Origin of the sequence: Agrobacterium genomosp. 2 str. CFBP 5494, from assembly GCF_900013495.1 — a bacterium.
Taxonomy (GTDB): domain Bacteria; phylum Pseudomonadota; class Alphaproteobacteria; order Rhizobiales; family Rhizobiaceae; genus Agrobacterium; species Agrobacterium pusense.
This window is the reverse complement of record NZ_LT009718.1, coordinates 2,725,312-2,751,140: the sequence shown is the minus strand read 5'-3', so window position 1 is coordinate 2,751,140 and position 25,829 is coordinate 2,725,312. Positions and strand designations below refer to the sequence as shown.

24 protein-coding genes are annotated in these 25,829 nt (G+C 59.9%); 13 read left to right on the top strand and 11 right to left on the bottom strand.

What is annotated here, in order from left to right; all coding sequences use genetic code 11:
- The first annotated feature begins 1 nt into the window (after position 1).
- From AGR2A_RS13785 to AGR2A_RS13775, 3 genes are read left to right on the top strand one after another with little or no spacing between them, the layout of a single operon-like run.
- On the top strand, positions 2 to 502 hold the full coding sequence (locus AGR2A_RS13785; RefSeq protein WP_004443111.1) for an ureidoglycolate lyase: 501 nt from the start codon (positions 2 to 4) through the stop codon (positions 500 to 502).
- Entirely contained in the window at positions 499 to 855 is a 357-nt protein-coding gene (uraH, locus tag AGR2A_RS13780; RefSeq protein ID WP_022556758.1) for a hydroxyisourate hydrolase, read from the top strand. Before AGR2A_RS13785 ends, uraH begins: the two co-directional genes overlap by 4 nt.
- 5 nt (positions 856 to 860) lie before the next feature.
- The gene (locus AGR2A_RS13775) at positions 861 to 1,604 is read left to right on the top strand and encodes a metallophosphoesterase family protein (protein WP_072494734.1); all 744 of its coding nucleotides are present in this window, start codon (positions 861 to 863) and stop codon (positions 1,602 to 1,604) included.
- Positions 1,605 to 1,607: 3 nt separating this feature from the next.
- Here the strand turns inward: AGR2A_RS13775 and AGR2A_RS13770 are convergent, their stop codons facing one another.
- The gene (locus AGR2A_RS13770; RefSeq protein WP_072494733.1) at positions 1,608 to 2,879 is read right to left on the bottom strand and encodes a D-alanyl-D-alanine carboxypeptidase; all 1,272 of its coding nucleotides are present in this window, start codon (positions 2,877 to 2,879) and stop codon (positions 1,608 to 1,610) included.
- Between the two features lie 189 nt (positions 2,880 to 3,068).
- Here AGR2A_RS13770 and AGR2A_RS13765 point away from each other — a divergent pair, with 189 nt between their 5' ends.
- Positions 3,069 to 3,647, top strand: coding sequence for a TetR/AcrR family transcriptional regulator (locus tag AGR2A_RS13765; RefSeq protein ID WP_080822963.1), 579 nt, complete (start codon positions 3,069 to 3,071; stop codon positions 3,645 to 3,647).
- Between the two features lie 2 nt (positions 3,648 to 3,649).
- Positions 3,650 to 3,994, top strand: coding sequence for a DMT family transporter (locus AGR2A_RS13760; protein WP_004443106.1), 345 nt, complete (start codon positions 3,650 to 3,652; stop codon positions 3,992 to 3,994).
- A gap of 203 nt (positions 3,995 to 4,197) precedes the next feature.
- Here the strand turns inward: AGR2A_RS13760 and AGR2A_RS13755 are convergent, their stop codons facing one another.
- From AGR2A_RS13755 to puuD, 4 genes are all read right to left on the bottom strand, one after another.
- Positions 4,198 to 5,331, bottom strand: coding sequence for an alpha-hydroxy acid oxidase (locus tag AGR2A_RS13755; protein ID WP_072494731.1), 1,134 nt, complete (start codon positions 5,329 to 5,331; stop codon positions 4,198 to 4,200).
- An 80-nt stretch (positions 5,332 to 5,411) separates the two neighbouring features.
- Entirely contained in the window at positions 5,412 to 6,131 is a 720-nt protein-coding gene (locus tag AGR2A_RS13750) for a sulfite exporter TauE/SafE family protein (protein WP_080822961.1), read from the bottom strand.
- Between the two features lie 307 nt (positions 6,132 to 6,438).
- On the bottom strand, positions 6,439 to 7,749 hold the full coding sequence (guaD, locus tag AGR2A_RS13745) for a guanine deaminase (protein WP_072494729.1): 1,311 nt from the start codon (positions 7,747 to 7,749) through the stop codon (positions 6,439 to 6,441).
- Positions 7,746 to 9,008: a urate hydroxylase PuuD gene (gene puuD / locus AGR2A_RS13740; RefSeq protein ID WP_004443099.1), complete on the bottom strand. Its 1,263-nt coding sequence runs from the start codon at positions 9,006 to 9,008 to the stop codon at positions 7,746 to 7,748. The genes guaD and puuD overlap by 4 nt, the downstream gene beginning before the upstream one ends.
- A gap of 473 nt (positions 9,009 to 9,481) precedes the next feature.
- On the opposite strand from puuD, the gene AGR2A_RS13735 reads away from it, so the two are divergent.
- Positions 9,482 to 9,820, top strand: a complete 339-nt coding sequence (locus AGR2A_RS13735; RefSeq protein ID WP_006699610.1) for a hypothetical protein — start codon at positions 9,482 to 9,484, stop codon at positions 9,818 to 9,820.
- Here the strand turns inward: AGR2A_RS13735 and AGR2A_RS13730 are convergent.
- From AGR2A_RS13730 to AGR2A_RS13710, 5 genes are all read right to left on the bottom strand, one after another.
- Positions 9,796 to 10,725, bottom strand: coding sequence for a LysR substrate-binding domain-containing protein (locus tag AGR2A_RS13730; RefSeq protein WP_045532113.1), 930 nt, complete (start codon positions 10,723 to 10,725; stop codon positions 9,796 to 9,798). The two genes, AGR2A_RS13735 and AGR2A_RS13730, sit on opposite strands and share 25 nt — an antisense overlap.
- A 237-nt stretch (positions 10,726 to 10,962) precedes the next feature.
- A complete protein-coding gene (gene xdhC, locus AGR2A_RS13725; protein ID WP_072494728.1) occupies positions 10,963 to 11,817 on the bottom strand; it encodes a xanthine dehydrogenase accessory protein XdhC in 855 nt (284 codons plus the stop codon).
- Positions 11,818 to 11,847: 30 nt separating this feature from the next.
- Positions 11,848 to 14,187 (bottom strand): xanthine dehydrogenase molybdopterin binding subunit, encoded by a 2,340-nt coding sequence (xdhB, locus tag AGR2A_RS13720; RefSeq protein ID WP_072494727.1) that lies wholly within the window; start codon positions 14,185 to 14,187, stop codon positions 11,848 to 11,850.
- A 3-nt stretch (positions 14,188 to 14,190) separates the two neighbouring features.
- Positions 14,191 to 15,660 carry a xanthine dehydrogenase small subunit gene (gene xdhA / locus AGR2A_RS13715; protein WP_072494726.1) on the bottom strand — a complete coding sequence of 490 codons (1,470 nt, stop codon included), beginning with the start codon at positions 15,658 to 15,660 and terminating at the stop codon, positions 14,191 to 14,193.
- Between the two features lie 127 nt (positions 15,661 to 15,787).
- Positions 15,788 to 16,564 carry a 3-hydroxybutyrate dehydrogenase gene (locus AGR2A_RS13710; protein ID WP_072494955.1) on the bottom strand — a complete coding sequence of 259 codons (777 nt, stop codon included), beginning with the start codon at positions 16,562 to 16,564 and terminating at the stop codon, positions 15,788 to 15,790.
- A 205-nt stretch (positions 16,565 to 16,769) separates the two neighbouring features.
- Between AGR2A_RS13710 and AGR2A_RS13705 the strand changes: the two genes are divergently transcribed.
- The 4 genes from AGR2A_RS13705 to sbmA all read left to right on the top strand — a co-directional run bounded on the left by AGR2A_RS13705 (position 16,770) and on the right by sbmA (position 21,571).
- Positions 16,770 to 17,834: an LLM class flavin-dependent oxidoreductase gene (locus AGR2A_RS13705; protein WP_004443085.1), complete on the top strand. Its 1,065-nt coding sequence runs from the start codon at positions 16,770 to 16,772 to the stop codon at positions 17,832 to 17,834.
- Between the two features lie 51 nt (positions 17,835 to 17,885).
- Positions 17,886 to 18,638, top strand: coding sequence for a type I methionyl aminopeptidase (map, locus tag AGR2A_RS13700; protein WP_072494725.1), 753 nt, complete (start codon positions 17,886 to 17,888; stop codon positions 18,636 to 18,638).
- A gap of 282 nt (positions 18,639 to 18,920) precedes the next feature.
- Positions 18,921 to 20,111, top strand: coding sequence for an MFS transporter (locus tag AGR2A_RS13695; RefSeq protein WP_072494724.1), 1,191 nt, complete (start codon positions 18,921 to 18,923; stop codon positions 20,109 to 20,111).
- A gap of 185 nt (positions 20,112 to 20,296) precedes the next feature.
- Positions 20,297 to 21,571, top strand: coding sequence for a peptide antibiotic transporter SbmA (sbmA, locus tag AGR2A_RS13690; RefSeq protein WP_006699415.1), 1,275 nt, complete (start codon positions 20,297 to 20,299; stop codon positions 21,569 to 21,571).
- A 46-nt stretch (positions 21,572 to 21,617) separates the two neighbouring features.
- Here sbmA and AGR2A_RS13685 read toward each other — a convergent pair whose 3' ends face one another.
- The gene (locus AGR2A_RS13685; protein WP_072494723.1) at positions 21,618 to 22,601 is read right to left on the bottom strand and encodes a polysaccharide deacetylase family protein; all 984 of its coding nucleotides are present in this window, start codon (positions 22,599 to 22,601) and stop codon (positions 21,618 to 21,620) included.
- 149 nt (positions 22,602 to 22,750) lie between these two features.
- On the opposite strand from AGR2A_RS13685, the gene AGR2A_RS13680 reads away from it, so the two are divergent.
- The 3 genes from AGR2A_RS13680 to der all read left to right on the top strand — a co-directional run bounded on the left by AGR2A_RS13680 (position 22,751) and on the right by der (position 25,726).
- Positions 22,751 to 23,335, top strand: a complete 585-nt coding sequence (locus AGR2A_RS13680; protein WP_006699417.1) for an NnrU family protein — start codon at positions 22,751 to 22,753, stop codon at positions 23,333 to 23,335.
- 156 nt (positions 23,336 to 23,491) lie between these two features.
- Positions 23,492 to 24,163, top strand: a complete 672-nt coding sequence (locus AGR2A_RS13675) for a tetratricopeptide repeat protein (RefSeq protein WP_004443073.1) — start codon at positions 23,492 to 23,494, stop codon at positions 24,161 to 24,163.
- A 132-nt stretch (positions 24,164 to 24,295) separates the two neighbouring features.
- Positions 24,296 to 25,726: a ribosome biogenesis GTPase Der gene (gene der, locus AGR2A_RS13670; protein WP_072494722.1), complete on the top strand. Its 1,431-nt coding sequence runs from the start codon at positions 24,296 to 24,298 to the stop codon at positions 25,724 to 25,726.
- Positions 25,727 to 25,829 lie beyond the last annotated feature (103 nt).

Here is a 25,829-nt window from a genome sequence, read left to right as displayed (position 1 = left end):
TTTGACTGATTTTCTCAACATACAACCTCTTACCAAGGAGGCGTTTGCGTCCTTCGGCGACGTGATCGAAACAACACCTTCTTCCATGCGGTACATCAATGGCGGCCAGACGGAGCGGCATCATGCGCTCGCAGCGCCGGAGGCGGCAGGCGAGGGGGCACGTGTGATCCTCAATATCTTCCGCGGGCAGCCGCGCGCCTTTCCGCATGAAATCGAGATGATGGAGCGGCATCCGCTCGGCAGCCAGAGTTTTTCGCCGCTTTCCGGCCGGCCCTTCCTCGTGGTCGTTGCCGAAGACGATGGCGGCCGGCCGGGGCGGCCTCGGGTGTTTCTGGCGCGGGGCGATCAGGGCGTGAATTACCGCCGCAATGTCTGGCACTATCCGCTGATGCCGTTGCAGGCGGTTTCGGATTTTCTGGTTGCCGACCGTGACGGGCCGGGCAACAATCTGGAAGAGTATTTTTTCGACAGGCCCTATGTAATCGCGGAGCCCAGCCTATGACCGGTCTGACAACCCATGTTCTCGACGCCGCGCACGGCACGCCTGCCGAGGGGCTGGTGATCGATCTCTACCGGCTCTCCGGTGATCGCCGTGACAAGCTGAAGACGGTGCAGACAAATGGCGACGGCCGTGTCGATGGCGGGCCGCTGCTCGTTGGCGACAGTTTCAGGGCCGGTGAGTATGAGCTGGTTTTCCATGCCGGCGATTATCTGCGAGGAAAGGGTATCGTGCTTCCGAAGCCGGCCTTCCTCGATATTATCCCGATCCGTTTCGGCATTGCCGACGAGAGCGGTCATTACCATGTGCCCTTGCTGCTCTCGCCTTATAGCTATTCCACCTATCGAGGAAGCTGACACCGATGATCTTTGCCGCCATTGCCGATATTCACGGAAACTGCGCCGCGCTGGAGGCGGTGCTTGAGGATATCGCCAGGCTTGGTATTGAGGACATTGTCAATCTCGGCGATTGTTTCAGCGGTCCGCTGGAGGCCGGTTTTACCGGCGATGTGCTGGTCGGCAACTGGATTCCCAGCATCCGCGGCAATCACGACCGGGAACTGATCGAGCGTGCACCGGAGGAGATGGGGAGCTGGGAAAGGCCCGCCCATGCGCAGCTGAGCACTGCGCACCGGGACTGGTTGCAAACTCTTCCGTTCAGCATGGTGTTCAAGGACGTCGCTTATTGCTGTCATGGTTCGCCCCGTGAGGATCTGGAATATTGGCTGGAAACGCTGTCGCCTGAAGGTGTCCTGAAATTGCGGCCTCTGGCCGAAATTGAAGCCATGGCTGAGGGTATCACGCAGCCGCTGATGCTTTGCGGCCATACCCATATTCCACGCGCCGTGCAGCTTTCAGATGGCCGGCTGATCGTCAATCCGGGCAGCGTCGGCTGTCCTGGGTGGAGGGACGATACGCCTTTCGATCACCACGTTGAAGCCGGTCACCCGCTCGCCACCTATGCGGTTCTCGAAGAAACCGCACGCGGCTGGCAGGTCTATTTCCGCAATATCCGTTACGACAACCTGGCCATGTCCGAAATGGCTCGGGTCAACGGTATTCCTTATCTGGCCGATGCGTTGGAAAACGGCTGGCTGAAGCGCTAGGGATCACCCCTCGCTGGTCATCACCACACATGCATAAGAGCGTGCCTTCAGCGCCTTGCAGGCGGAGACTGCCGAGGACTGGTCTTCGAAGCCGGTGAAGCGGGCTCTGTAGAGCGTCGCCGATCCGCTCTGCACGGCTTCGGTGTAGGGGGCGATGCCGGAATAGTTGCCGATATTGGAGCGCGCATTGGCGAGCAGCGAGCGGGCGGCGGCTTCGCTGTCGGTGGCGGCGATCTGCACCTCCCACCGGCTGCGCTGGCCGGAAGGGGCCGCGGCGGGAGCAGGCCGCGGGATGGCCGAGACCTGCATCATGTCCGCCACATCGGCGTTTGCGGTGGCAATCTGCATGGCAACCGGATCTGCCCGGCGCTCGGCGAACATCGGCAGCGGCACGGCAGCCGGCGGCACGGCGGCGGCAACATCGAAGGTGCGGCTGACATTGGCACTGGCGACGAGCTGTTCGGTGTTGCGGCCTCTCGATGCCTGCGGCACGGCCTTGTCGAGAAGTGCAGCCATCTGGGCATCGCGGCTGCGCGCGGTCTTGCCGCCCAGCACGACGCCGACGACGCGGCGGCCATTGTGATTGACTGCACTGACGAGATTGAAGCCGGAGGCGTTGGTATAGCCGGTCTTGATGCCATCCATCCCCTGATAACGATACATCAGATTGTTGTGGCCGCGGATGCGCTTTCCACGAAAATTGAAGGATTGCGTGGCGAAGAGACCGTATTCTTTGGGAAAATCCCGTTGCAAGGCAAGACCGAGCTTCGCCATGTCGCGTGCCGTCGTCACCTGAGACTTGTTGGGCAGGCCGGACGCGTTGCGGAAGACCGTTTTGGTCATGCCGAGCTGGCGGGCCTTGCGGGTCATCATCTCGGCGAACCGTGCCTCGGAGCCGCCGAGGTGATCGCCCATACCTTCGGCCATGTCATTGGCGGATTTGACGATCATGCCGTAGACGGCTTCGCGCACGGTGAAGGTCTGGCCCTGACGCACATAGAGCTTCGAGGGGATGACCGATGCCCCATTCTTGGACATGGTTATCTTCTGGTCCCAGCGAAGTTTGCCGGCATGCAGCGCCTCAAAGGTCAGGTAAAGCGTCATCATCTTGGTGAGCGAGGCGGGGTGGTTCAGCACATCGGCATTGCGGGCGGCCAGAACCTTGCCGGTATTGGCGTCCATGATGAAATGGGCATAGCCCGCCTGCGCCGGCGACGCATGGAGCGAGAGGATCGCGCAAAAGAAGGCGAGTGCAAAAATCCAGGCACCCGCCATTCCCCGTTTGATCATTCCCGACATAGTTCACCCCTTTTGTTCGATTGCCGCGCTGGGCAAAGTTTTACTGACACTTTCCGGCAACAAAACCGCTAAAACTTTAGAGATCGCTTTCATGCTTAATTAAGTATGAATTTCAACCCGACAGCTGCCCTCACAATTTCCTTGAAAAGAAACCAACCATCCGGTATGTTTTTTGGCATGACAAACGCTCATGAACGCAAGAAGCAGCCTGAGGTGGTGCGCCGCAATCTACTCGATTGCGCGGCGAAACTTGCTGCTGAGCAAGGGGTTGCAGCACTTTCCGTGCAGGCGGTGGCGGATGCGGCGGGAGTGACCAAGGGCGGGCTGTTTCACCATTTTCCTTCCAAGCAGGTGCTGCTCGAAGCCGTCATGACTGACCTTCTGGCGGCGCTGGACAACGAGATCGATGCGCTCATCTCACAGGATCGTGAAGCTTCTGGAAGCTTTACGCGGGCCTATGTGAACGCGGTTTTCTCTGATCGGGGCAGGGATTCGGGTCGGCAATGGGCAGCGATCTCGGTTTCCATGGTCGGCGAACGGTCGCTTCGGCGCATGTGGAACAGTTGGATCGAGGGTCGTCTTGTCCGTCATAAAGAAACGGATGACGGGGTGGTACTGGAGATGGTGCGGCTGGCTGCCGACGGCATCTGGTTTGCCGATCTGCTGGCCGACGACGGCAAAGCGGGTGGCGACAGGGCGGCTCTGAGGGCCCGGATGATCGCCCAGACGAAGAAGGATACGTGACGATGAATACCGCGGTCTTCACTTATGGCGCGCTTGTCGCAGCCATTGTCTGCGAGGTAATCGCCACCTCCTTCCTGCAGCAATCGCAGCAGTTCACCAGGCTGGTGCCGACAGTGCTGATGGCGTTGTTTTACGGTGCAGCCTTTTATCTTCTGTCGTTCACGCTGCGGGCGCTGCCGGTCGGCGTGGCCTACGCGATCTGGAGCGGGCTTGGCATCGTGCTGATTTCCGGCATCGGATATTTCGTGTTCCGCCAGACGCTGGATATTGCCGCCGTCATCGGCCTCGGCTTCATCATCACCGGCGTGGTGATCGTGAACGTGTTTTCGAAAACGGTCGGGCATTGAGGGGCTGGGTGGTGTAGCGCGAAGGCTATACCGACCGCCTCATCCCGGCTTTGAGCCGGGATCCGGCGCGATCAAGTCTTTGATCGCGAGAGACTCTTTCGCGGCGCAGACGCGCCGCGGCTGGATGCCGGATCTAGTCCGGCATGACCGTAGAGAGGTCCGCGAGCTGTGGTTGCCATGCCGGAAGTTCTGCCCTTCTGACATCACGCCAGAATGCTGCGATCCACATCGGTAATCAGCCGCTTGCCGCATAGTGCCATGCTGACATCCATTTCCTTGCGGATGATCTCGAGCGCGGTCGTCACGCCCTGCTTGCCATCGGCACCGAGGCCGTAGAGGAAGGGCCGGCCGATATAGGTGCCCTTTGCGCCAAGCGCCACGGCCTTCAGCACATCCTGGCCAGAGCGGATGCCGCCATCCATGTGCACCTCGACCCTGTCGCCAACGGCATCGACGATTTTCGGCAGCATGGCGATGGAGGAGTGCGCGCCGTCGAGCTGGCGGCCGCCATGGTTGGAGACGATGATGGCATCGGCGCCGGTACAGAGCGAAGCGCGGGCGTCTTCCTCGTCAAGAATGCCCTTGAGGATAAGTTTGCCGCCCCAGCGTTTCTTGATCCATTCAACGTCTTTCCAGGATAAACGCGGATCGAACTGCTCGGCCGTCCAGGAAGAGAGCGACGAGAGGTCGGAGACGTTCTTGGCGTGGCCGACGATGTTACCAAAGCTGCGGCGCTTGGTCCGCGCCATGTCCAGGCACCATTTGGGCCGGGTCGCCATCTGCCAGATGTGTTTCGGGGTGAATTTCGGCGGGGCCGAGAGGCCGTTGCGCAGATCCTTGTGCCGCTGACCAAGGATCTGCAGGTCGAGCGTCAGCACCAGCGCCGAGCACCCGGCGGCCTTGGCGCGGTCAATGAGGTTGTTGACGAAGTCGCGGTCCTTCATCACATAAAGCTGGAACCAGAAGGGTTTCGAAGTGACGGAGGCCACATCCTCGATGGAGCAGATGCTCATGGTGGAGAGCGTGAAGGGCACGCCGAATTCCTCCGCCGCCTTGGCAGCCAGCATTTCGCCATCGGCATGCTGCATGCCCGTAAGGCCCGTCGGGGAGAGCGCTACCGGCATGGACACCTTCTCGCCGACCATTTCGGTGGCGAGCGATCGGTCGGTCATATCTACCAGCACGCGCTGGCGCAGCTTTATCTTCGCAAAATCATCCTCATTGGCGCGGTAGGTGCTTTCCGTCCAGGCGCCGCTATCGGCATAGTCAAAGAACATTTTCGGCACACGGCGCTGCGCATGGTTTTTCAGGTCAGCGATGGTCAGGATTTTGCCCATGGATAAAGCCTTCACATTTGAATGATGGCTTCACTTAACATGAATAGCAGGGTTGCGACATCGAAATCGTCGTTGGTGTTTCACCAAAAAGCGCGCAGGGATAGTTCGCAGCCAAGCACGAGCAGGCAGATGAGGAACCAGCGCCGGAACGTTTTCGGGCTGACGATATGGCGGATTTTCTGGCCAAGCCACATGCCGAGAAGCGCTGGCAGGACGGCGAGTGCGGAAAGCGACAGATGCTCGACATGAAAAGCATTCTGAGAAGCGAGACCGGCGGCAAGTGCAAGGGTGGAAATGGTGAAGGAAAGGCCGAGTGCCTGCACCAGATCGTCTCGGCTAAAACCCAGCGATTGGATATAGGGCACAGCGGGTACGACGAAAATTCCGGTGCCGCCGGTGAGAAGGCCCGTCACCAACCCCATGATGGGGGAGAGTTTTGGTTCCAGCCTTGCCGGTATTGAGATCGGTCTAGCAAGCAGGCTGTAGGCTGCGTAAACCGCGAGGCACAGGCCGAGCGCTGAGGTGGTCCAGACGCCGGTGCCCGCCGTCATCAGCCGGATGCCGATGAGGGTGCCGAGGGTGATAGCGATCATCATCGGCCATAGCCGCTTCACGATGGCCCGGAAATCAGGCCCGGCCAGCAATTGCCAGATATTGGTGATAAAGGAGGGCAGGATGAGCAGGCCGGCGGCGATGACCGGGGGCATGAAGAGGCCGAGCACGCCCATGGCAACAGTCGGCAGCCCCATGCCGGTCACGCCCTTGACGATGCCGGCAACGATGAATGTTGTGAGGATCATCAGCAGGGTGGTTGTGTCTAGGTTCGGCACCGGGCACTCCAGAGGTCATTCGCATTCGGCCGAAATGGCGTCAGGCAATCATGTGGAGCGAGCGAGTGCCGCTTGTTTCTTCCCCCCCCCCCCGGCGAGAAGGTCGCGGCAGCGGGATGAGGGGGCAAGCTCTCCGAAATCCGGCAACGTTGCCCCCTCATCCGACCCTTCGGGCCACCTTCTCCCCGGCGGGGAGAAGAAAGAGGAGGCACACGCTCGATCCAATATGTGACGGATGTAAACCAGTTAGCAGCTTTATGTTTCGGCCGCAGCCGAACTATGCCAGCACGCTCTTCATCGGCTGGCCGGCCACATAGGTCTCTACCACTGTGCGGTCGTCGCCCATGGTCAGCATCAGGAACAGTTCTTCGGTGAGACTTTTCACCACTTCCATCTTCAGGGCCATGGCTGACGTCGAGGAGGCGTTCAGCACCGTGATGTCGGCATCCGTGCCGGCCTCCAACGTGCCGATGCGGTCGACCATGGAGAGCGCTTCTGCATTACCACGGGTCATCAGATACCAGCTTTCCAGCGGGTTGAGACGTTCGCCCAGCAATTGCTGGATTTTGTAGGCCTCGTCCATGGTGCGCAGCATGGAATAGCTCGATCCGCCGCCGATATCGGTGGCGACGGCGATACGAACAGGCTTTTCGCGCCTTTGCAGCTTTTTCATCGGGAAGAGGCCGGAGCCGATGAAGAGGTTCGATGTGGGGCAATGCACTGCCACCGCGCCGGTTTCCGACAGCACATCCGCCTCGCGATCGGACAAATGAATGGCATGGCCGAGAAGGGTTTTGTTGCCCATCAGGCCGTAACGCACATAGATGTCGGTGTAGTCGGTCGCTTCAGGGTAAAGCTCGCAGGTATATTTGATCTCGTCCAGATTTTCAGACAGATGCGTCTGGATGAAGAGATCGGGAAACTCCTGCGCCAGCGCCTGTGCTGCTTCCATCTGCTTCGGTGTGGAGGTGATGGCGAAGCGCGGGGTGATGGCGACGTGGTTGCGGCCCTTGCCGTGCCAGTCAGCGATGATCTGGCGTGTCTCGTCATAAGAGGTTTCCGGCGTGTCCAGCAGGCCCTGCGGGGCATTGCGGTCCATCATCACCTTGCCGCCGACCATCAGCATGTTGCGCTTCATGGCTTCAGCGAAGAAGGCGTCGGCGGAGGTCTTGTGCACGGAGCAATAGGCGGCGGCCGTTGTCGTGCCGTGGCGCAGAAGCTCGTCGTAAAAATGCGTGGCGATGCGTTGAGCATGCGCGGTTTCGACGAAGCGGCATTCTTCCGGAAAGGTATAGGTGTTCAGCCATTCCAGCAGGTTGGCGGCATAGGAGCCGATGACCTGCATTTGCGGGAAATGCAGGTGCATGTCGATGAGGCCCGGCACGATAAGGTGCGGGCGGTGGTCCTTTTCCTCGACGTCTTCGGGTGCTGTCTTACGGATATCGGCGTATTCGCCGATGGCGGCGATCTTGCCGTCTTCGAGAAGCAGGCCGCCATCTTCAATATAGAGATAGCTTTGCGTATCGTCGATTGCGAGCGGCGCGCGGCGGAAGCTCAGCAGGCGGCCACGCAGCAGAACCAGGCTCATTCAGTCTTTCCTTCGGCTTTTCCAGCCCCGGAAACCGCACTTTCATACCATGCGGTTAGCACCTTGCGCTCATCCGGGGTGATGGCGGTGATGTTGCCGGGAGGCATGGCATGGCTGCGCCCGGCTTGCAAATAGATTTCGCGCGCGTGGGCGGCGATCTGTTCGTCGGTTTCGAGCTTCACCGATTTCGGCGTGAAGGGCACGCCTTCCCACGCCGGCTCGGCGGCATGGCACATGGAACAGCGACCCTGAACCACGTCACGGGCCTTGGTAAAATGGGCATCGCTGACGAATTGCTGCTGCATGGGTGAGAGGGTGGCGGCCTTCTCTTCCTGTTCGCCGGTCAGCACTTTCGGCACGGTGGAAAGCCACATGATGACGATGAAGATGAGGGCGGTCGCAAGCCATGTCCATGTCGGCTTGCCCTTGCGGGCATGGGTGGTGTTGAACCAGTGGCGGATGGTGACGCCCATCAGGAACACCAGCGCTGCGATGATCCAGTTAAACTGCGTGGCAAAAGCCAGCGGATAATGGTTCGACAGCATGAAGAAGATGACGGGCAGCGTCAGGTAGTTGTTGTGCAGCGAGCGCTGTTTGGCGATGCGGCCGTATTTCGGGTCCGGCGTTCGCCCGGCGATCAGGTCTGCGACGACGATCTTCTGGTTGGGGATGATGATGAAAAAGACGTTCGCCGACATGATGGTGGCGGTAAACGCACCCAGATGCAGGAAGGCGGCGCGACCGGTGAAGACCTGCGTGTAACCCCAGGCCATCGCTACCAGCGCGACATAAAGCACGATCATCAGGCCCCAGGTATTGTTGCCGAGCGGCGATTTGCAGAGGAAATCATAAAACAGCCAGCCGATGGCGAGCGATGCCAGCGACAGGGCGATGGCCTGGAACTGGGTGAGATCAAGTACGGAATGGTCGATGAGGAACAGGTCCGCCCCGCCATAATAAACGATGCAGAGCATGGCGAAGCCGGAAAGCCAGGTGACGTAACTTTCCCATTTGAACCATGTCAGGTGCTCGGGCATCTGGGCAGGGGCGACCAGATATTTCTGGATGTGGTAAAAGCCGCCGCCATGCACCTGCCACTCCTCGCCATAGGCCCCCGGCGGCAGATGCGGCCGTTTGACCAGCCCGAGATCGAGCGCGATGAAATAAAAGGATGAGCCAATCCAGGCGATGGCGGTGATGACGTGGAGCCAGCGGACGGCAAAGGCCATCCATTCCCACGCAATGGCGTATTCGTACATGCGGTTCCCCTGATCCTTGTGCAGCGCACCTTGCGAGAAATTTGGCCTTTAGGGAAGGGAAAAGCAGAGACCGGGCAGAGATTGTTCACAATGCAACGCGGTTGTGTCTGCAATCCTGGGCCGGTCCATTCCGGCTTGGCGATCTAGCCCTCGAAAGCTGGAAACGGTCTATCCTGTCGTTGAGTTTGTGCTTAGCTGGCTAAGGCGACTCAGCTATGATCCTGTGTGCAGCCTGCTGATGTGTTAGAATATCAGGCTGTGGACTCTCGCGCCGATGCGCAGGGCTCCCATGACATGTTTCGCTGGCGGTTTTTCCGAAAGCGGGCGCTGCGAACCCTGGGCGGAGCAGATCAGGGGGCAGGTGTCGCAGTTCCCGGTGCCATTGTGTCCGGGTGTGAGTGATATGAGATTTTAAGTTAAGGGACGCAATGATCTTCCGGCTGCCGCCGTTGTTTTCAACGGAGACCGTGCCGATGCGCCTTGTTCTGACGGTTCTTTTTCTGCTTTTTGCATTCAGCGCCACCGCGCTTGCCCATGAATCCCACAAGGGATTCAAATATGAAAGCTACTGCTGTAACGGCGATGCCGAAACCGGCGATTGCCAGATGATCCCGACGCGCAGCGTTCGGGTGACGTCTGATGGTTACGAGGTCTCGCTTGCGCCCGGTGATCACCGCATGGTCACGCGACGTCACGTTTTCAACTGGTCCCAGAGTCAGGCGCGTCGATCCGAAGACGGCGAGTACCACCTCTGTCTGTTTCCGGATGAGGATACGCCGCGATGCTTTTATGCGCCGGATATGGGGTATTGAGGCTGCTGCTGCGGCCGGCTTTCCTCGATCCGCTTCAAAATCCAGTCGCGGAACAGCCTTATCTTGCGAATGTTCCGGCGGTTTTCAGGGTAGACCAGCCAGTAGTTCTTGCCCTCGCTGCTAAGATGCTCGAAGGGTTGATAAAGGCGGCCGAGCGCAATCTCATCGGCATAGAGTTCCGGGGTGAGCATGGCGACGCCCTGGCTGGCGATCGCCGCTGCGGCCTCGAAGGCCTGCACATTGAGGCGGCTGCGGGGATAACGGTCGAGGCCCGGATTTTCGACGCCGACTTCCTTGAACCACTGGCTCCACCAGATATCGCCGGGATCGATGATGCGCAGGCGCAGCAGATCTTCCGGTTTGTGCAATCCGCCGATGCTGTCAGCAAGACTTGGATGCAGCATCGGCGTATAAACGCCGCGCAGCAGTTGATGGTAGATCAGCCCTTTACCGTTATCTTTGCTCCAGCGAATGGCGACATCGCAGTCTGATTGGGAAAAATCGATCAGTGAGCTCGATGTATCAAGCCGCACCGCGATTGAGGGATGTTCAAGCTGGAAAGCGCCCAGATGCCGCGAAAGCCAGCGCGACGCAAAGGTGGCGGTTGAGTGGATTGTCAGCGTTGCGTCGGGCGCGTCGCGCACGCTATCGACAGCCTCCTTTAAGGTATTAAAGGCTTCCGCAACTTTCGGCGCTAATTTTTCTCCAGCCTCGGTCAGCGAGACTTGCCGCGCCTTTCTTATGAAGAGCGGCTCTCCGATATTCTCCTCCAGCAGTTTCACCTGATAGCTGACTGCCGTCTGCGTCATGCCCAATTCCTCGCCGGCCTTGGTGAAGCTCATGTGTCTTGCGGCGGCTTCGAACACCCGCAGGGCATTCAGGGGGAACTGGCGTGACATTTTCATGGATAAGTTCTCTTTATGCCAATTGCCAAAGGTTTCATTGGTTTTAATTCGGAAATCAGAGCATTTTTAGCGCAATTCATCAACTGAGCTTCTGACATTTTTGAACGGAGACGAACATGCGCACAGCACTCTTGCGCGCGTGGTCCCGCCTGCGCGCGGGCCTGCGGACAGCGGAACGGTTTATCCTAGAGAGCCTCCAACCCGACAATCTGGCGGATGAAAGCCTGCCGGACGCGCTCAAGCGAGATCTAGGCCTTGAGGATGGCCGTATTGATTACCGCTGCGGCGGGTTTCGGCAGCGGAAAATGCTTGAAGCAACTCGGCTGCCACAAGGGCCGCTATAACGGCGGGACGCTTGTCCCTGACGCCGCTGCCGCCGATGGGCAGGGTGAGTTTCGCAAGGCGGGAAGGCGGCTCGTCTTCCCGCTCCAGCCAATGGGCAAAGGTAGCGCGTTTGGTCTTCGAGCCGATCATGCCGACATAGGCGAGATCGTTGCGGGCGAGCGCCTCCTTCGCGATCATGAAATCGAGTGCATGATCGTGGGTGACGATGACCGCGGCCCCATTTGCTGGGATTTTGCGAACGAATGCTTCCGGCATGGGGGTGAGTATGGACGCCGCTGCCGACGGAAGATCGCGCAGTTCGTTTTCGCGTGTTTCGATCACGGTCAGGGTCAGGGGCAGCAGCGACAGGGCCTCAGCCAGCGCCTTGCCCACGTGGCCGGCACCAAAAATGAAAACGGCGGGCTGCTGCTCGGCTTCGCCCTTCTGCCTTGCCTCAAGCGCGGCGGCAATATCCGCCGTGACCAGCCGAAAGCGCAGGAGGGTGCGCCCGCCGCAGCATTGGCCGATTTCGGGGCCGAGCGGTATATCCATGCGGTCTTCGGCAACACCGCTGCGCAGCATGGCGCGGGCATGGTCTATCGCCATATATTCGAACTGGCCGCCGCCTATGGTTTCCCAGATGGCCTCCTGGCTGACCAGCATGAAGGTGCCGGCCTCGCGCGGTGACGAGCCTTTCACGGCTTCGATTTCCACGAGGATTGTGGAGGTGTAGCGGGCGAGGAAAGTGGAGAGGGAGGCGTCAGGCATTGGGGCTCGGCCGCATGGATACGTCCTCCCTCAAACCTTCTTCAACCGTTCCACCGCCATCAGCACCCGCTCCGGCGTCGCTGGCGCGTCGAGGCGTGGGCAGACCTTGTAATCTGCCACGGAAGCGACGGCCATGGAGAGGGCTTCGAGAACCGAGATGGCCAGCATGAAGGGCGGTTCGCCCACGGCCTTGGAGCGGCCAATGGTGGGTTCGGCGTTTTCCGACCATTCCGCCAGCCTGACGTTGAAGCTCTTCGGCCGGTCGGAGGCGAGCGGGATCTTGTAGGTGGAAGGCGCGTGGGTGCGCAGCCGCCCCTTGCCGTCCCACCACAATTCCTCCGTGGTCAGCCAGCCCATGCCCTGCACGAAGGCGCCCTCGATCTGGCCGATATCGATGGCCGGGTTGAGCGACTTGCCGACATCGTGGAGGATATCGGTACGTTCCATCAGGTATTCACCGGTCAGCGTGTCGATCGATACTTCCGAGCACGCCGCGCCATAGGCGAAATAATAAAACGGCGTGCCACGGCCGGCGGCGCGATCCCAGTGGATTTTCGGCGTCTTATAAAAACCGGCGGCGGAAAGCTGCACGCGGGCGAAATAGGCCTTTTTGATGAAGTCGTTGAAGGCGATTTCCTCAAGGCCGATGCGGACCCGGTTCGGCAGGAAGACGACTTCCTCTTCCGGCACGTTCCAGTTCTCGGCGGCGAATTTGATCAGCCGATCGCGGATCTGGCGGGCGGCGTCATAAGCGGCCATGCCGTTCAGGTCGGTGCCTGACGAGGCGGCGGTGGCTGACGTGTTCGGTACCTTGCCCGTGGTGGTGGCGGTGATTTTCACCCTGTTGATATCCACCTGGAAGGCATCGGCCACGACCTGCGCCACCTTGGTGTAAAGGCCCTGGCCCATTTCGGTGCCGCCATGGTTCAGATGGATGGAGCCGTCATTATAGATATGCACCAGCGCTCCGGCCTGGTTGAAGGCGGTCATGGTGAAGGAGATGCCGAATTTGACAGGGGTGAGCGCAATGCCCTTGCGGATGACCGGGCTGGTTTTGTTGAATTCGATGATCGCCTCGCGTCGTGCCCGATAGTCGCTTGACGTCTCCAGCTCCTCGACAACGCGGGCGATGATGTTGTCCTCGACTTCCTGATGATAGGGCGTCGTGGTGCGGCCGGAACCGGTCTCGCCGTAGAAATTCAGCTTGCGGATATCGAGCGGGTCCTTGCCGACGGCATAGGCGATTTCTTCGATAAAACGTTCCGCGCCGAGCATGCCCTGCGGGCCGCCGAAACCGCGAAAGGCGGTGTTGGAGACGGTGTGGGTTTTGAGCGGCCGCGAGGTGAGGTGCACATGCGGATAGAAATAGCTGGAATCCGCATGGAACAGCGCGCGGTCCGTGACCGGGCCGGATAGATCGGAGGAAAAACCGCAGCGGGCGGCATAGGTGGCATCGACGGCGTGGATGCGGCCCTCGTCATCGAAGCCCAGCTCGTAATCGACGCGGAAATCGTGGCGTTTGCCTGTTGCCGTCATGTCCTCGTCGCGGTCCGGCCGGATTTTCACGGCCCGGTTCAGCTTCTTGGCGGCGATGGCGCAGAGCGCGGCGAACTGGTTGCCCTGCGTTTCCTTGCCGCCGAAACCGCCGCCCATGCGGCGCACCTGCACGGTGACTGCATTGGATGGAACCTGCAGGATGTGGCTGACGATGTGCTGGATTTCGCTCGGATGCTGGGTGGAGCTCCACACCGTCACATCATCGTCTTCGCCCGGCACCGCCATGGCGATGTGGCCCTCGAGGTAAAAATGTTCCTGTCCGCCGATCCGCATCGTGCCGGTGAGGCGGCGTGGCGCGACATCCATTTCCAGCTTCGCATCGCCACGCTTCAGCGTCATAGGATCGATGACGAGCGCGCCGCCGTTTTCAATCGCTGTATCGATGTCGGTGAAATGCGGCAGATCCTTATAGGTGATCTTTGCTTTCCGGGCGGCCTTGCGAGCAATATCGCGCGTCTCGGCGAAGACCGCGAAGATCGGCTGGCCGTGGAATTCCACCTTTGTTTCGGCAAGCAGCGGCTCGTCGTGACGGCCGCCGGAGGAAATGTCATTTTCGCCGGGCACGTCCTTGCCGGTCATCACCCAGAGAACGCCTGGTGTGGCTTCGACCTCGGAGAGGTCCATCGACACAATTTCCGCGTGGGCACGGTCCGCCATGCCCAGCGCGCCGTGTATGAGGCCCGCGGGTTCGGGAATATCGTCGATATATTCGGCGCTGCCCGTCACGTGCTTGTGGGCGGAATCGTGCCGGAGCGAGGTGTGCATCGGGCCGTCGATTTCGGTCTTGGTCTTGTCGAAGCTTGTGGTGTCCATGGTTCAAGCCTCCTCCAGCGAGAAGCGGGCAAGTTCCTGCTTTTCCCCTGCTGTCTCGAGGAAAAACCGTGTCAGCAAATTCTTGGCCGTCAGTTGCCGATATTCGGCGGTCGCCCGCCAGTCGGTCAGCGGGGTGAAATCCTCGTCCAACGCATCGCGCGCGGCATCAATCGTGTCCTGCGACCACGCTTTACCGAGAAGCGCCGCCTCCAGATGTGCAGCGCGTTTCGGCGTACCGGCCATGCCGCCGAAGGCGATGCGGATGTCTTCGACTGCGCCCTCAGCATCAAGCGTCAGATTGAACGCTCCGCACAGCGCGGAGATATCCTCGTCGCGGCGTTTGGAAATCTTGTAGACGGCATAGCGGCTTGCAGGATTCAGGAACGGAATGAAGAGTTTTTCGACGAATTCGCCGCTCAGCCGGTCCTGTTTGCCGTAATCGATGAAATAGCTTTCCAGCGGCAGGCTGCGGTTTCCCGAGGAAGAACGCAGGGTCAGCGTCGCGTTAAGCGCGATCAGTGCCGGCGGTGTATCTCCGATAGGCGAGCCATTGGCGATGTTGCCGCCGATGGTGCCCATGTTGCGCACCTGCTCGCCGCCGAGACGATCGAACAACCGGGCAAGCGGCGGGAAATGCTCTGCGATGGTCTTGAAGGCCTGGCTGTAGGTGACGCCCGCGCCGAGCGTGATACCGTCTTCGCCCGCCGTGATGGTCTGCAGGTCGCCGAGATTGTTGATGAAAATGACAGGGTTCAGCGCCCGCATCTGCTTCGTCACCCACAGGCCGACATCGGTTGAGCCGGCAACGATGGTCGCTTTCGGCTCCGCGGCGTAGATTTCGGTAAGATCAGCAAGCGTTGCCGGAATTATGGTGCGGTCTTCGCCGCTGACGATCGTGATAGTCTCGTTTTCGCGGATCGCCCAAAGCCGTGCCATAATATCGGTGCGGTCGCGTTGCAGCGGGTCGAACAGGGCGCTCGGGCGGGCGGCAGCGATTTTTTCGGCGGCCTTTACGATCGGCTCGTAACCCGTGCACCGACAGAGATTGCCTTGCAGCGCCTTCTCGATATCGGCGCGGCCTGGGTTTTCGCTGGTCAGCCACAGGCCGTAAAGCGACATGATGAAGCCCGGCGTGCAAAAGCCGCATTGCGAGCCGTGGAAATCCACCATGGCCTGCTGCACGGGGTGCAACGTGCCGTCGCGGGCTGCCAGATGCTCCACCGTCACGATATGGGTGCCGTGCAGCGAGCCCAGAAAACGGATGCAGGCATTGACGCTTTCATAACGCAGCGAACCGTCCAGCAGCCGCCCGACCAGCACCGTGCACGCGCCGCAGTCGCCTTCCGCGCAGCCTTCCTTGGTCCCGGTCAACCGCTTGCTGATGCGGAGGTAATCGAGAAGCGTGTCTGTCGGTCCGAAATCCCTAAGCGAGATCGTTTCGCTGTTGAGGATGAAGCTGATCGCGTCGTTCATGCAATGCCTTGCTTTTTGTCCGGCGGCCGAGCCGGTTTCTTGTTGTTCATCTATGCACGCCCCGGCGGGCATATCGATTTCCGTTTTGGCAATTCATTCTTTCCATAATGGAAAGAAAATTTGGCGATTATTGTGCCGTCCATCCACCGTCGACGGAAATATGCGTGCCGGTGATGTTGCTGGCGGCGTCGCTGGCCAGGAATATGGCCGCGGTCGCGACATCATCGACGGTGACGAATTGCTTGGTCGCCTGCAATTCCAGCATCACGTCGTTCTTCACCGCCTCTTCGCTGATGCCACGCACCCTGGCCATCTCAGGTATCTGTTTTTCCACCAGCGGGGTGAGCACATAACCGGGACAGATGGCGTTGACGGTAACCCCGGTCTGCGCAAGCTCCAGCGCCGCCGCCTTCGTCAGGCCCATGATGCCGTGTTTTGCGGCCACATAGGCCGATTTGAACGGCGAGGCGACGAGGCCATGGGCCGAGGAAATGTTGATGATGCGGCCTTTGCCAGCCTTCTTCATCAGCGGTATCGCGGCGCGCATGGTATGGAAGGAACTGGTCAGATTGATGGCGATGATCCAGTCCCATTTTTCCGTCGGAAACTCCTCGATGGGCGCGATATGCTGGATGCCGGCATTGTTGATGAGCACGTCGACCGAGCCGAGCTTATCGTGCGACGACTGGATGAGATCGGCGATCTCGTCCGGTTTCGTCATGTCTGCGGGATGGTAAAGCACGCGCCCGCCGCTTTCGGCTTCCAGCACCAGACGGAGTTTTTCGATCTCGTCCTCGTCGCCGAAACCGTTCAGCACGACATTTGCGCCCTCCCTTGCAAATCTCTGGGCAATGGCAAGGCCGATGCCGCTCGTGGAGCCTGTCACGATAACTGTCCGATGCATGCTTTCCCCTTTTTGCATTACTTCGCACATATTTAACCAGCGTATGCCCAAGAAGGCAGGCTGGCAATCGCCATTTCTGTCCGGGGTCACAGGACACGGATCCGGCGGCGCCCATCCATTTTTTCGAAGCTAAACTTCCATATTATGCGTTTGTCTGCGGGGGCCTCAGTCCCTATCTCTCGGACAGGCAAACAGAGGTATGTTCATGGAACTCGGTCTTTACACTTTCGCGGATGTCAACCCGAACCCCGCCGATGGCCGGGGGCCGGAAGGCGCGCGCCGGCTCAGGGAGCTTCTGGAGGAAATCGAACTTGCCGACCAGGTAGGTCTCGATGTGTTCGGGCTCGGCGAACATCACCGCCCGGACTATGTTGTGTCCTCGCCCTCCACCGTGCTTGCGGCGGCGGCGGTGAAGACGAAGAACATACGTCTGACGAGCGCCGTTTCGGTGCTGAGTTCGGATGATCCCGTTCGCGTGTTCCAGCAGTTTTCCACCGTCGATCTCCTGTCGAACGGCCGTGCCGAGATCATGGCGGGGCGCGGCTCCTTCATCGAATCCTATCCGCTGTTCGGTTATGATCTGGAAGATTACGACGTGCTGTTTGCCGAAAAGCTCGATCTGCTGCTGGCGCTGCGCGAACAGGAAATCGTCACCTGGTCGGGCACCAAGCACCCGGCCATCAACGGTCGGGGCGTTTATCCGCGACCGCTGCAGGAACGTCTGCCTGTCTGGATCGCCGTTGGCGGCACGCCGCAATCGGTCGCCCGCGCCGGCGCCATGGGGCTGCCGGTAGCGCTCGCCATTATCGGGGGCGAATATCGCCGGTTCGCGCCGCTCTTCGATCTCTACCACGAGGCTGCCCGGCGGGCCGGTCAGGACAAGACGACACTGCGCACCAGCATCAACGTGCATGGCTTCATTGCCGATACCACCGACAAGGCGGCCGATCAGTTTTACGGTCCGCAGGCGGAGGTGATGAACCGCATCGGCCGCGAGCGCGGCTGGGGGCCGACCAACCGCGCCCATTTCGATGCAGCGCGTGGCCCGGAAGGCAATCTTTTTCTCGGCGAGCCGGAGTTGGTGGCAGAAAAGATCATCAAGGCGCATGGGGTGTTCAGGAATGATCGCTTCCTTCTGCAGATGGCCATCGGCCTGATGCCACATGATCAGATCATGCGCGGCATCGAGCTTTATGGTACGAAAGTCGCTCCGATCGTCAGAAAAGAATTGACGGGAAGCGCCGATCCGGTGAAAGCCACGGCCTCATGATTACCAAGGCGGGCGCCACGAGACCCGCCATTCACAATGACGGAAAGACATATGGTTATCTCCACCGACGAAGAACTGGTCATGCTGAAGGATATCGGCCGTATATGCGCCGTTGCCATGCAGACCATGGCGGATGCGCTGGAACCGGGCATCACCACGGCCGAACTGGATGCCATCGGCCGCAAGGTGCTCGAGGATAACGATGCGGAATCGGCGCCGGAGTTCTGCTACAAGTTTCCCGGTGCGACCTGCATCAGCGTCAACGAGGAAGTGGCCCACGGCATTCCGGGAGCGCGCATTATCAAGGCGGGCGACCTCGTCAATATCGATGTTTCGGCCGTGAAGAACGGTTTTTTCGGCGACACGGGTTCGTCTTTCGCCGTGCCGCCGGTCAAAAAGGAAATCGAGCGGCTGTGCCGCGATGGCAAGCGCGCCATGTGGACAGGCCTGCAGCAGGTGAAGACAGGCCGGCCCTTTGCCGATATCGGTAATGCCATCGGCGCTTTCGCCAAGAAAAACCGCTACACGCTGATCACCAATCTGGCGAGCCATGGCATTGGCCGTTCGCTGCACGAGGAGCCGAAGGAACTGGCGACCTGGCCGGACAAGGATGAGCGGCGCATCATGCAGGAAGGCATGGTCTTCACTGTCGAGCCATTTCTTTCGACGGGGGCTTACTGGGCGGAAGACGGCGATGATGATCTGTGGACGCTCTACAGCGATCCGAGCGCGCCGACGGTGCAATATGAGCATACCGTGGTCGCGACCAAGAACGGACCGCTGGTCCTGACGCTCGCGGACTGACGACGTCTCCTTTGCCGCCTCGTTTTCGCTGTCGGAGCGGGCGCGTGCCGCTTGTTTCTTCTCCCCGAGGGGAGAAGTCCGCAGCAGCGGGATGAGGGGGCAAGCTCTCCGAAATCCGGCAACCTGGCCCCTTCATCCGACCCTTCGGACCACCTTCTCCCCGGCGGGGACAAGAAATACGCGGCACCCTCGATGCTCACCGCGTGACCGATAACGACCGCTTATAACGCCGATCAAAATAACTCGCTTGTCCCTTATCCTCCGCGTTGCGATAAGCCATGCATGAGCATCGACAAGCCACTTTCCGCCAGACATCTGACAGCGCTCGGTTTCGCCGGTGCCCTGATGATGGCCTCCGCCATGGGCTTCGGCCGTTTTTCCTTTACGCCGATCCTGCCCGGCATGATGGCAAACGTGCCCCTGTCTGCGGGGGATGCGGGGATCGTGGCGGCTGGTAATTTTGCCGGTTATCTGGCGGGTGCGGTTCTCGCGGCCTATTCATGGGGCTCGGGACGGGAAAGGCTGGTGGCGCTGAGCGGCCTTTTTGCAACCGGAGCGCTTTTGTTTGCGATGGCGGCTTTCAATTCCGTCGCCGCTTTCACAGTCATCCGGTTTCTCGCCGGCATAGCCAGTGCGCTGACCATGATCTTCACCTCGCAGATCGTCATCGGCCATGCCGTCAAGGCCGGCAGGGACAATATCCAGGCGTTGCATTATGGTGGCGTTGGCGCGGGGATCGCAATCTCCTCGCTTGCGGTCTATCTCATCGGTGTCGTGTTCGATGGGGGTGGCGCCTCGTGGCGGGAGGAATGGATCGCCGGCGCCGTCTTCTCCTTCCTGACCTTTATGCTCGTCTTCAGGATATTGCCGGCAGGCCCGCCGCGGCATGCTTCCGCGGTGGCGGAACCGCCGCTCAGCTGGACACGACCGCTTTTCCTGACGACGTTGGCCTACGGTCTTTTTGGCTTCGGTTATGTCATCACAGCCACCTTCATCGTGGCGATAGCGCGCATGGCAGCAGCCGGTGTTTTCGTGGAGTTCCTCGCCTGGTTCATCACCGGCTGCGCCGCTGCGGTATCCTTGTTCCTCTGGAAGCCGCTATTGAGGGCGCAGGGGCTGAAACGTGCTTTCGTGATCGTTCTTGCCGTGGAAGCCGTCGGCGTCTTCGCCTCCGTGATGCTGCCGCCCGTGTCCGGTGTGCTCATGGGTGGTCTGCTCCTGGGGCTGACCTTCATGGTCATCACTGCTTACGGGCTACAGCTCGGCCGGGAATTTGCGGGTCCGAGCCCGCGTCGCGCCTTTGCGCTGATGACAGCCGCTTTCGGGATGGGCCAGATCGTCGGGCCGCTTGCCGCCGGCTGGATTGCCGAGGCAACGGGAAGTTTTACCGCGCCCAGCGTTCTCGCCTCCGCCGTGCTCGTCGTCAGCATTCTGCTGATGCTGCCGGTGCTCGCCACGGAGCGGCGTGGTTAAGGCCGCGGGCCGCCGTCTCTTCCCCTTTCATCCTGCGTTTCCGCTGGGTATCGTCCACGGACTCCGCCTTACATCTTGTTAAGGTCAGCGCTTCGCCGTTGCTGTGCACAAATTTCTGCCCTAGGTTCGGGCAATCTAGTGCTTCGCCAATAATGGCTGATTTCAAACGCGCGTGAGTTCGAAACGTGTTTCATTCCTTCTTTCCCAAACCGAAATTGTTCTTCACGTCGGCCTTCGTCTGGGCGATGGCCATGATCGGCGTTTGGTATGCCGGCGGCCGCAATTGGGGCGCCGCCATTGGCCTGCCGCCTTTGCCTGCCGGACAGGAGCCTGTCATCGGCGTTTCGGTTTTCTGGTCCACGCCGTTCCTGTGGTTCTACATCTATTATGCCGTTGCCGCGCTGATCTTTTCCGCATTCTGGTTCTGGTATCGGCCCCATCGCTGGCAAAACTGGTCAGTGCTCGGTTCGGCGCTTATTATTTTCGCGACGTATTTTTCGGTGCAGGTGAGTGTTGCGGTGAATGCCTGGTACGGGCCGTTCTACGACCTCATCCAGCAGGCTCTGGCGCGAACGGCGCCTGTTACGGCTGAGCAGCTATATATGGGGTCGCTTGGTTTCGCAGGCATTGCCTTCGTCGCGATCTTCGTTGGCGTTCTAAATCTGTTTTTCGTCAGCCACTACATTTTCCGGTGGCGCACGGCGATGAACGAATTCTACATGTCGAACTGGGATCGTCTGCGGCATATTGAAGGTGCCTCGCAGCGTGTGCAGGAAGATACGATGCGCTTTTCCTCCACGGTCGAGGGGCTGGGCGTGGGCTTCGTACGCGCGATCATGACTCTGATTGCATTTCTACCTGTCCTGTTCACTTTCTCGGAAACCATCACGGACCTGCCGTTTTTCGGGACCGTGCCGCATGCGCTGGTATGGGCTGCGATCGTTTGGTCGGTGTTCGGAACCGTTTTCCTGGCGCTCGTGGGTATCAAACTGCCCGGCCTCGAGTTCCGCAATCAGCGCGTCGAAGCGGCGTATCGAAAAGAACTTGTCTATGGTGAAGACCATGAAGATCGCGCGGATCCCCTGACCATCAGCGAGTTGTTCGCGAATGTCCGGAAGAATTATTTCCGCCTCTATTTCCACTATCTCTACTTCAACGTCGCCCGCATCTTTTATCTGCAGGCGGACAACATCTTCGGCACACTGGTACTCATCCCGTCGATCGTTGCCGGCAAGGTAACGCTCGGGCTGATGAACCAGGTACTCAACGTCTTTGAACAGGTCCGTGGCTCGTTCCAGTACCTCGTCAACTCATGGACGACCATTGTTGAACTCCTGTCGATCTACAAACGTCTTAAAGCTTTCGAAGCGGCCATCGAAGGGCAGGAACTGCCTGAAATCGACCAGCGCTACCTGCTTCGGGAAGCAAGAGGCGGCGAGCTGGATGCTGATCGACCCTGACAAACAAAAAGGCGGCCAATCGGCCGCCTTTTTTCATGAAGAGGTTTCAGCCCTCGGTCTTCAGCTTCTTGCGCGCCTCGATCATCGGCATGGCTTCAGCATAGCTCACACAGGCGACATCGGTCTTGAGGCAGACCTCGCGCAGCAGCCTTTCATAGGCGTTCCAGTAGGCGCCGCCATTCATTTTCACGAAGTGAAAGCCCATCTGCAGGGGAATGCGTTCGCCATTGTACTGCCTGTCGAAAGCGTTGCGGAAGGCAGTGTAGGCGCGCTCTTCGAACTCGCTCGAGCGATCGGGCGTTTCGACGCCGACGGAGTGGCGGATGAAGAGGTTGTAATCCATGGCAATGATCGGGCGGTTGCCCGGGCCTTCGGGTATCAGCGGCAGGCCGAAATGCTGGATACCTTCCCGCTCCACCGGCCATTCCGGTCCCTTGGTAATGCTGGTGGCGTCGTAAACGAAGCCATGCTTTTTCTGCGCGGCTGTCAGCGCCGGACCCTGCGATAGATAGGGCGCGCGGAAACCATTGATCTTTTTGACCATGTCGCGCCAGCCTTCGGGCTCCTCGCCCTTCTTGCCGATCATCTGCCAGGCGTTTTCCAGCGTGCTGGTGAAGGTGGTGAATTCGCCGTCCCACTGTTCGGCGGTCCATTGCCCGCCGTCGAAATGGCCGCAGGTGTGGTTGGCGATCTCGTGGCCTTCGCGATAGGCGGCCCAGATGTTTCTAAGCCTTGCCTCCACCTCATCCGGCGACTGGCCGAAGCCGACATTGGAGCGGCCGGCCTTCTGGCCCGGTCCCTGATAGGTCTTGGCGCTGGTCCTGCGATCCATCACCAGCGTACAGGCGAGAAAATAGGTGAAATGCGCCCCGACTTCTTTCGCCGTCGTCCGGCTTCTTTCCCACAGGGTATTGTCGCCCGCACCGTCGAAGGAAACGATGACAAGCTGCTTCGGCTTCTGCACCTCTTGCGCAAAAGCGGGAAGGGCGGCGAGAAGCGACAGGGAAAAGGCGGCAAAGGGGCGAAACATCAGTCTTCCGTCATATGAACACCGTGGCCTTTTGCGGGTGGAATAAGGCGAAGCTTTGAATAGTCTGGCGTTTTCATGACTTTCAGCCTAATTCCTGTTCTTGACTGCGGTGATTGAGCCGCTTCGTTCCACTCCGGGGGCCGTGTTCCATGCTTTTTCTCGCACTCTGTCTTGCCTTGTTTTTGCTCACCCATCTCCTGAAGGTGATCGCACCGCAGTTTCGCGCGCGCATGATCGCGACGATGGGTGAAGGGCCATTCAAGGGCGTTTATTCCGTCGTCAGCCTCATCACGCTCGGCCTTGTCATTTACGCTTTCGGCGAAGCGCGGCAGGAGACGGGCATGCTGTGGTATCCGCCGGTCTGGATGAGCCACATCGCCATTACCCTGATGTTGCTGGCGATGATCTGTCTCGTGGCCAGCCTCATCCCGGCTGGCCATATCGCAACGAAGACCAAACATCCGCTCATTCTGGCCGTCAAAATCTGGGCGCTCGCGCATCTTCTCGCCAATGGCGAAACGTCTTCGATCCTGCTTTTCGTGTCGTTCCTTGCTTGGGGCGTGGTGATGCGGATTTCGCTGAAGCGCCGGGAACGGGCAGGTGAAAAAGTGGTCCGGGACTTCGTTTCAAGCCGCTACGATCTGGTGGCGGTCGTCGGCGGCATCGTTCTGTGGGGGGCTTTCATCCTGAAACTGCACGAATGGTTGATCGGCGTTCAGCCCATCGCCATGTAGGAAATCGACGTTTCCCCCTTACATATCAGGCAAAATAGGCTAGAAGGCCGACCATGACCCGGTTGGCCTTACTTTTGCCGATCCGGGTAAGCGGCTTGGTATGTCCGCGGACGGATGGATCGGGACACGATCTCCGCGCGGGTAACGGAGAATTTGATGGCAAACGAGAATGATACCTTTATCCGCGAAGTGAACGAGCAGATCCGCTCCGAGCAGCTGTCGCGCTTCTGGGGCCGTTACGGTATCGTGGTCGTGGGTGCCGCCGTCCTCGTTGTTCTCGGTGCCGCCGGTGCCGGCATCTACGAATACTGGAACACCAGCCGTGCCTCCAATTCCGGCGATCAGTTCCTGGCGGCCCTGACGCTCGCTTCCGAAAACAAGACGGATGAGGCGCTGAAGGCCTTCGCCGATCTCGAAACCTCCGGTCACGGCAACTATCCGGTTCTGGCGAAGTTCCGTTCGGCAACGCTGCTGTCACAGAAGGGCGATGCGGCCGGTGCGATCGCCGCCTTCACCGCGATCGGCAACGATAATTCCGCGCCGCAGGTCTTCCGTGATGCCGCCAAGGTTCGCGCTGCCTGGCTGCTGGTCGATAATGGCACCTATGATCAGGTGGCTGCGCTTGCCGAACCGCTCAGCACTGACGGCCAGACCATGCGCGCTTCCGCCCGCGAGGCGCTCGGTCTTGCCGCCTATAAGGCTGGCGATTTCGCCAAGGCCAAGCAATGGTTCGAGCAGATCGTCGGCGACACGCAGGCGCCGCGCAACGTCACCAATCGCGCGCAGATCATGCTCGATAACATCACCGCTTCGGGCAAGGCTGCCTAACGCCGCTTCCCCGCCCGAGATCGCGCCGACAATCTTCGCATTGCCAAAGCGATCCAACGCATTATTTTACGCATGTCCTTTGCCCAAAACAGGTAACGTTTTGGGCAGACGTGCTTTAAGGAACCAGGATCAATGAGCTTCACCGTCGCCATAGTCGGGCGCCCCAATGTCGGCAAGTCCACGCTTTTCAACCGTCTCGTCGGAAAGAAGCTGGCGCTGGTGGATGATACGCCCGGCGTGACCCGCGACCGCCGGCCTGGCGAGGCAAAGCTCGTCGACCTGCGTTTCACCATCATCGATACCGCCGGTCTGGAGCAATCCGGGCCGGAAACGCTTCAGGGCCGCATGTGGGCCCAGACGGAAGCGGCGATCGACGATGCCGACGTGACACTCTTCGTAGTGGATGCAAAGTCAGGCCTGACGCCGGCCGACGAGACGCTGGCGGAAATGCTGCGCCGACGCGGCAAGCCGGTGGTGCTGGTGGCCAATAAATCCGAAGCGCGCGGTTCCGACGCCGGTTTCTACGATGCCTTCACGCTCGGTCTTGGCGATCCTTGCCCGATCTCGGCCGAACACGGCCAGGGAATGATCGACCTGCGCGACGCCATTGTCGAGGCGATCGGCGAAGACGTCGCCTTCCCGCCGGAGGTGGACGAGGCGGAAACGGATATCGTTCTGCCACGCAGCGAGCCCGGCAGCGAGGACGAGGAAGACGAAGAGCCCGTCTATGACGAGACCAAGCCGCTGCGCGTCGCCATCATCGGCCGGCCGAATGCGGGCAAGTCGACGCTGATCAACCGTTTCCTCGGCGAAGATCGCCTTTTGACCGGCCCCGAAGCCGGTATCACCCGCGACAGTATTTCCGTCGAATGGGACTGGCGCGGCCGCACCATCAAGATGTTCGATACGGCTGGCATGCGCCGCAAGGCCAAGGTGACGGAGAAGCTGGAAAAGCTCTCTGTTGCGGATTCGCTGCGCTCCATCCGCTTCGCCGAAACCGTCGTCATCGTGTTCGACAGCACCATTCCGTTTGAAAAGCAGGATTTGCAGCTGGTCGATCTCGTCATCCGCGAAGGCCGCGCCGCCGTGCTCGCCTTCAACAAATGGGATCTCGTCGAAGACCCGCAGGCCTATCTGGCCGATCTGCGTGAAAAGACCGAGCGTCTGCTGCCGCAGGCGCGCGGTATTCGCGCCGTGCCGATTTCCGGACAGACGGGGTATGGTCTCGACCGGCTGATGCAGAATATCATCGATACCGACAAGGTCTGGAACCGCCGCATCTCCACCGCAAGGCTTAACCGCTGGCTCGACGCGCAGACCACGCAGCACCCGCCGCCGGCCGTCTCCGGCCGCCGCCTGAAGCTGAAATATATGACGCAGGTCAAGGCCCGTCCACCCGCCTTCATGATTTCCTGCACGCGGCCGGAAGCCATTCCGGAGAGCTATACGCGTTATCTCGTCAATGGCCTGCGCAAGGATTTCGACATGCCGGGCGTGCCGATCCGCGTGCATTATCGCGGGTCGGACAATCCGTTCGAGAGCAAGGCGAAGAAGAGACGTTGATTTCGGCGTGAGACGTCGCGGCGATTTTCTTCTCCCTGCCGGGGAGAAGATGGCCCGAAGGGTCAGATGAGGGGGCAAGCTCTCCGTATATCGCTGGCCTAGC

What these genes read in the sequence shown, in the direction of transcription:
- AGR2A_RS13755 (WP_072494731.1), bottom strand. Translation starts at nt 5,331, where the DNA reads ATGGGCAAAATCCTGACCATCGCTGACCTGAAAAACCATGCGCAGCGC.
- der (WP_072494722.1), top strand. Translation starts at nt 24,296, where the DNA reads ATGAGCTTCACCGTCGCCATAGTCGGGCGCCCCAATGTCGGCAAGTCC.
- xdhB (WP_072494727.1), bottom strand. Translation starts at nt 14,187, where the DNA reads ATGGACACCACAAGCTTCGACAAGACCAAGACCGAAATCGACGGCCCG.
- AGR2A_RS13695 (WP_072494724.1), top strand. Translation starts at nt 18,921, where the DNA reads ATGAGCATCGACAAGCCACTTTCCGCCAGACATCTGACAGCGCTCGGT.
- AGR2A_RS13680 (WP_006699417.1), top strand. Translation starts at nt 22,751, where the DNA reads ATGCTTTTTCTCGCACTCTGTCTTGCCTTGTTTTTGCTCACCCATCTC.
- AGR2A_RS13685 (WP_072494723.1), bottom strand. Translation starts at nt 22,601, where the DNA reads ATGTTTCGCCCCTTTGCCGCCTTTTCCCTGTCGCTTCTCGCCGCCCTT.
- AGR2A_RS13760 (WP_004443106.1), top strand. Translation starts at nt 3,650, where the DNA reads ATGAATACCGCGGTCTTCACTTATGGCGCGCTTGTCGCAGCCATTGTC.
- AGR2A_RS13775 (WP_072494734.1), top strand. Translation starts at nt 861, where the DNA reads ATGATCTTTGCCGCCATTGCCGATATTCACGGAAACTGCGCCGCGCTG.
- AGR2A_RS13765 (WP_080822963.1), top strand. Translation starts at nt 3,069, where the DNA reads ATGTTTTTTGGCATGACAAACGCTCATGAACGCAAGAAGCAGCCTGAG.
- guaD (WP_072494729.1), bottom strand. Translation starts at nt 7,749, where the DNA reads ATGAGCCTGGTTCTGCTGCGTGGCCGCCTGCTGAGCTTCCGCCGCGCG.
- uraH (WP_022556758.1), top strand. Translation starts at nt 499, where the DNA reads ATGACCGGTCTGACAACCCATGTTCTCGACGCCGCGCACGGCACGCCT.
- AGR2A_RS13730 (WP_045532113.1), bottom strand. Translation starts at nt 10,725, where the DNA reads ATGAAAATGTCACGCCAGTTCCCCCTGAATGCCCTGCGGGTGTTCGAA.
- xdhC (WP_072494728.1), bottom strand. Translation starts at nt 11,817, where the DNA reads ATGCCTGACGCCTCCCTCTCCACTTTCCTCGCCCGCTACACCTCCACA.
- AGR2A_RS13675 (WP_004443073.1), top strand. Translation starts at nt 23,492, where the DNA reads ATGGCAAACGAGAATGATACCTTTATCCGCGAAGTGAACGAGCAGATC.
- AGR2A_RS13770 (WP_072494733.1), bottom strand. Translation starts at nt 2,879, where the DNA reads ATGGCGGGTGCCTGGATTTTTGCACTCGCCTTCTTTTGCGCGATCCTC.
- AGR2A_RS13750 (WP_080822961.1), bottom strand. Translation starts at nt 6,131, where the DNA reads ATGATCCTCACAACATTCATCGTTGCCGGCATCGTCAAGGGCGTGACC.
- map (WP_072494725.1), top strand. Translation starts at nt 17,886, where the DNA reads ATGGTTATCTCCACCGACGAAGAACTGGTCATGCTGAAGGATATCGGC.
- AGR2A_RS13705 (WP_004443085.1), top strand. Translation starts at nt 16,770, where the DNA reads ATGGAACTCGGTCTTTACACTTTCGCGGATGTCAACCCGAACCCCGCC.
- puuD (WP_004443099.1), bottom strand. Translation starts at nt 9,008, where the DNA reads ATGTACGAATACGCCATTGCGTGGGAATGGATGGCCTTTGCCGTCCGC.
- xdhA (WP_072494726.1), bottom strand. Translation starts at nt 15,660, where the DNA reads ATGAACGACGCGATCAGCTTCATCCTCAACAGCGAAACGATCTCGCTT.
- AGR2A_RS13710 (WP_072494955.1), bottom strand. Translation starts at nt 16,564, where the DNA reads ATGCATCGGACAGTTATCGTGACAGGCTCCACGAGCGGCATCGGCCTT.
- AGR2A_RS13735 (WP_006699610.1), top strand. Translation starts at nt 9,482, where the DNA reads ATGCGCCTTGTTCTGACGGTTCTTTTTCTGCTTTTTGCATTCAGCGCC.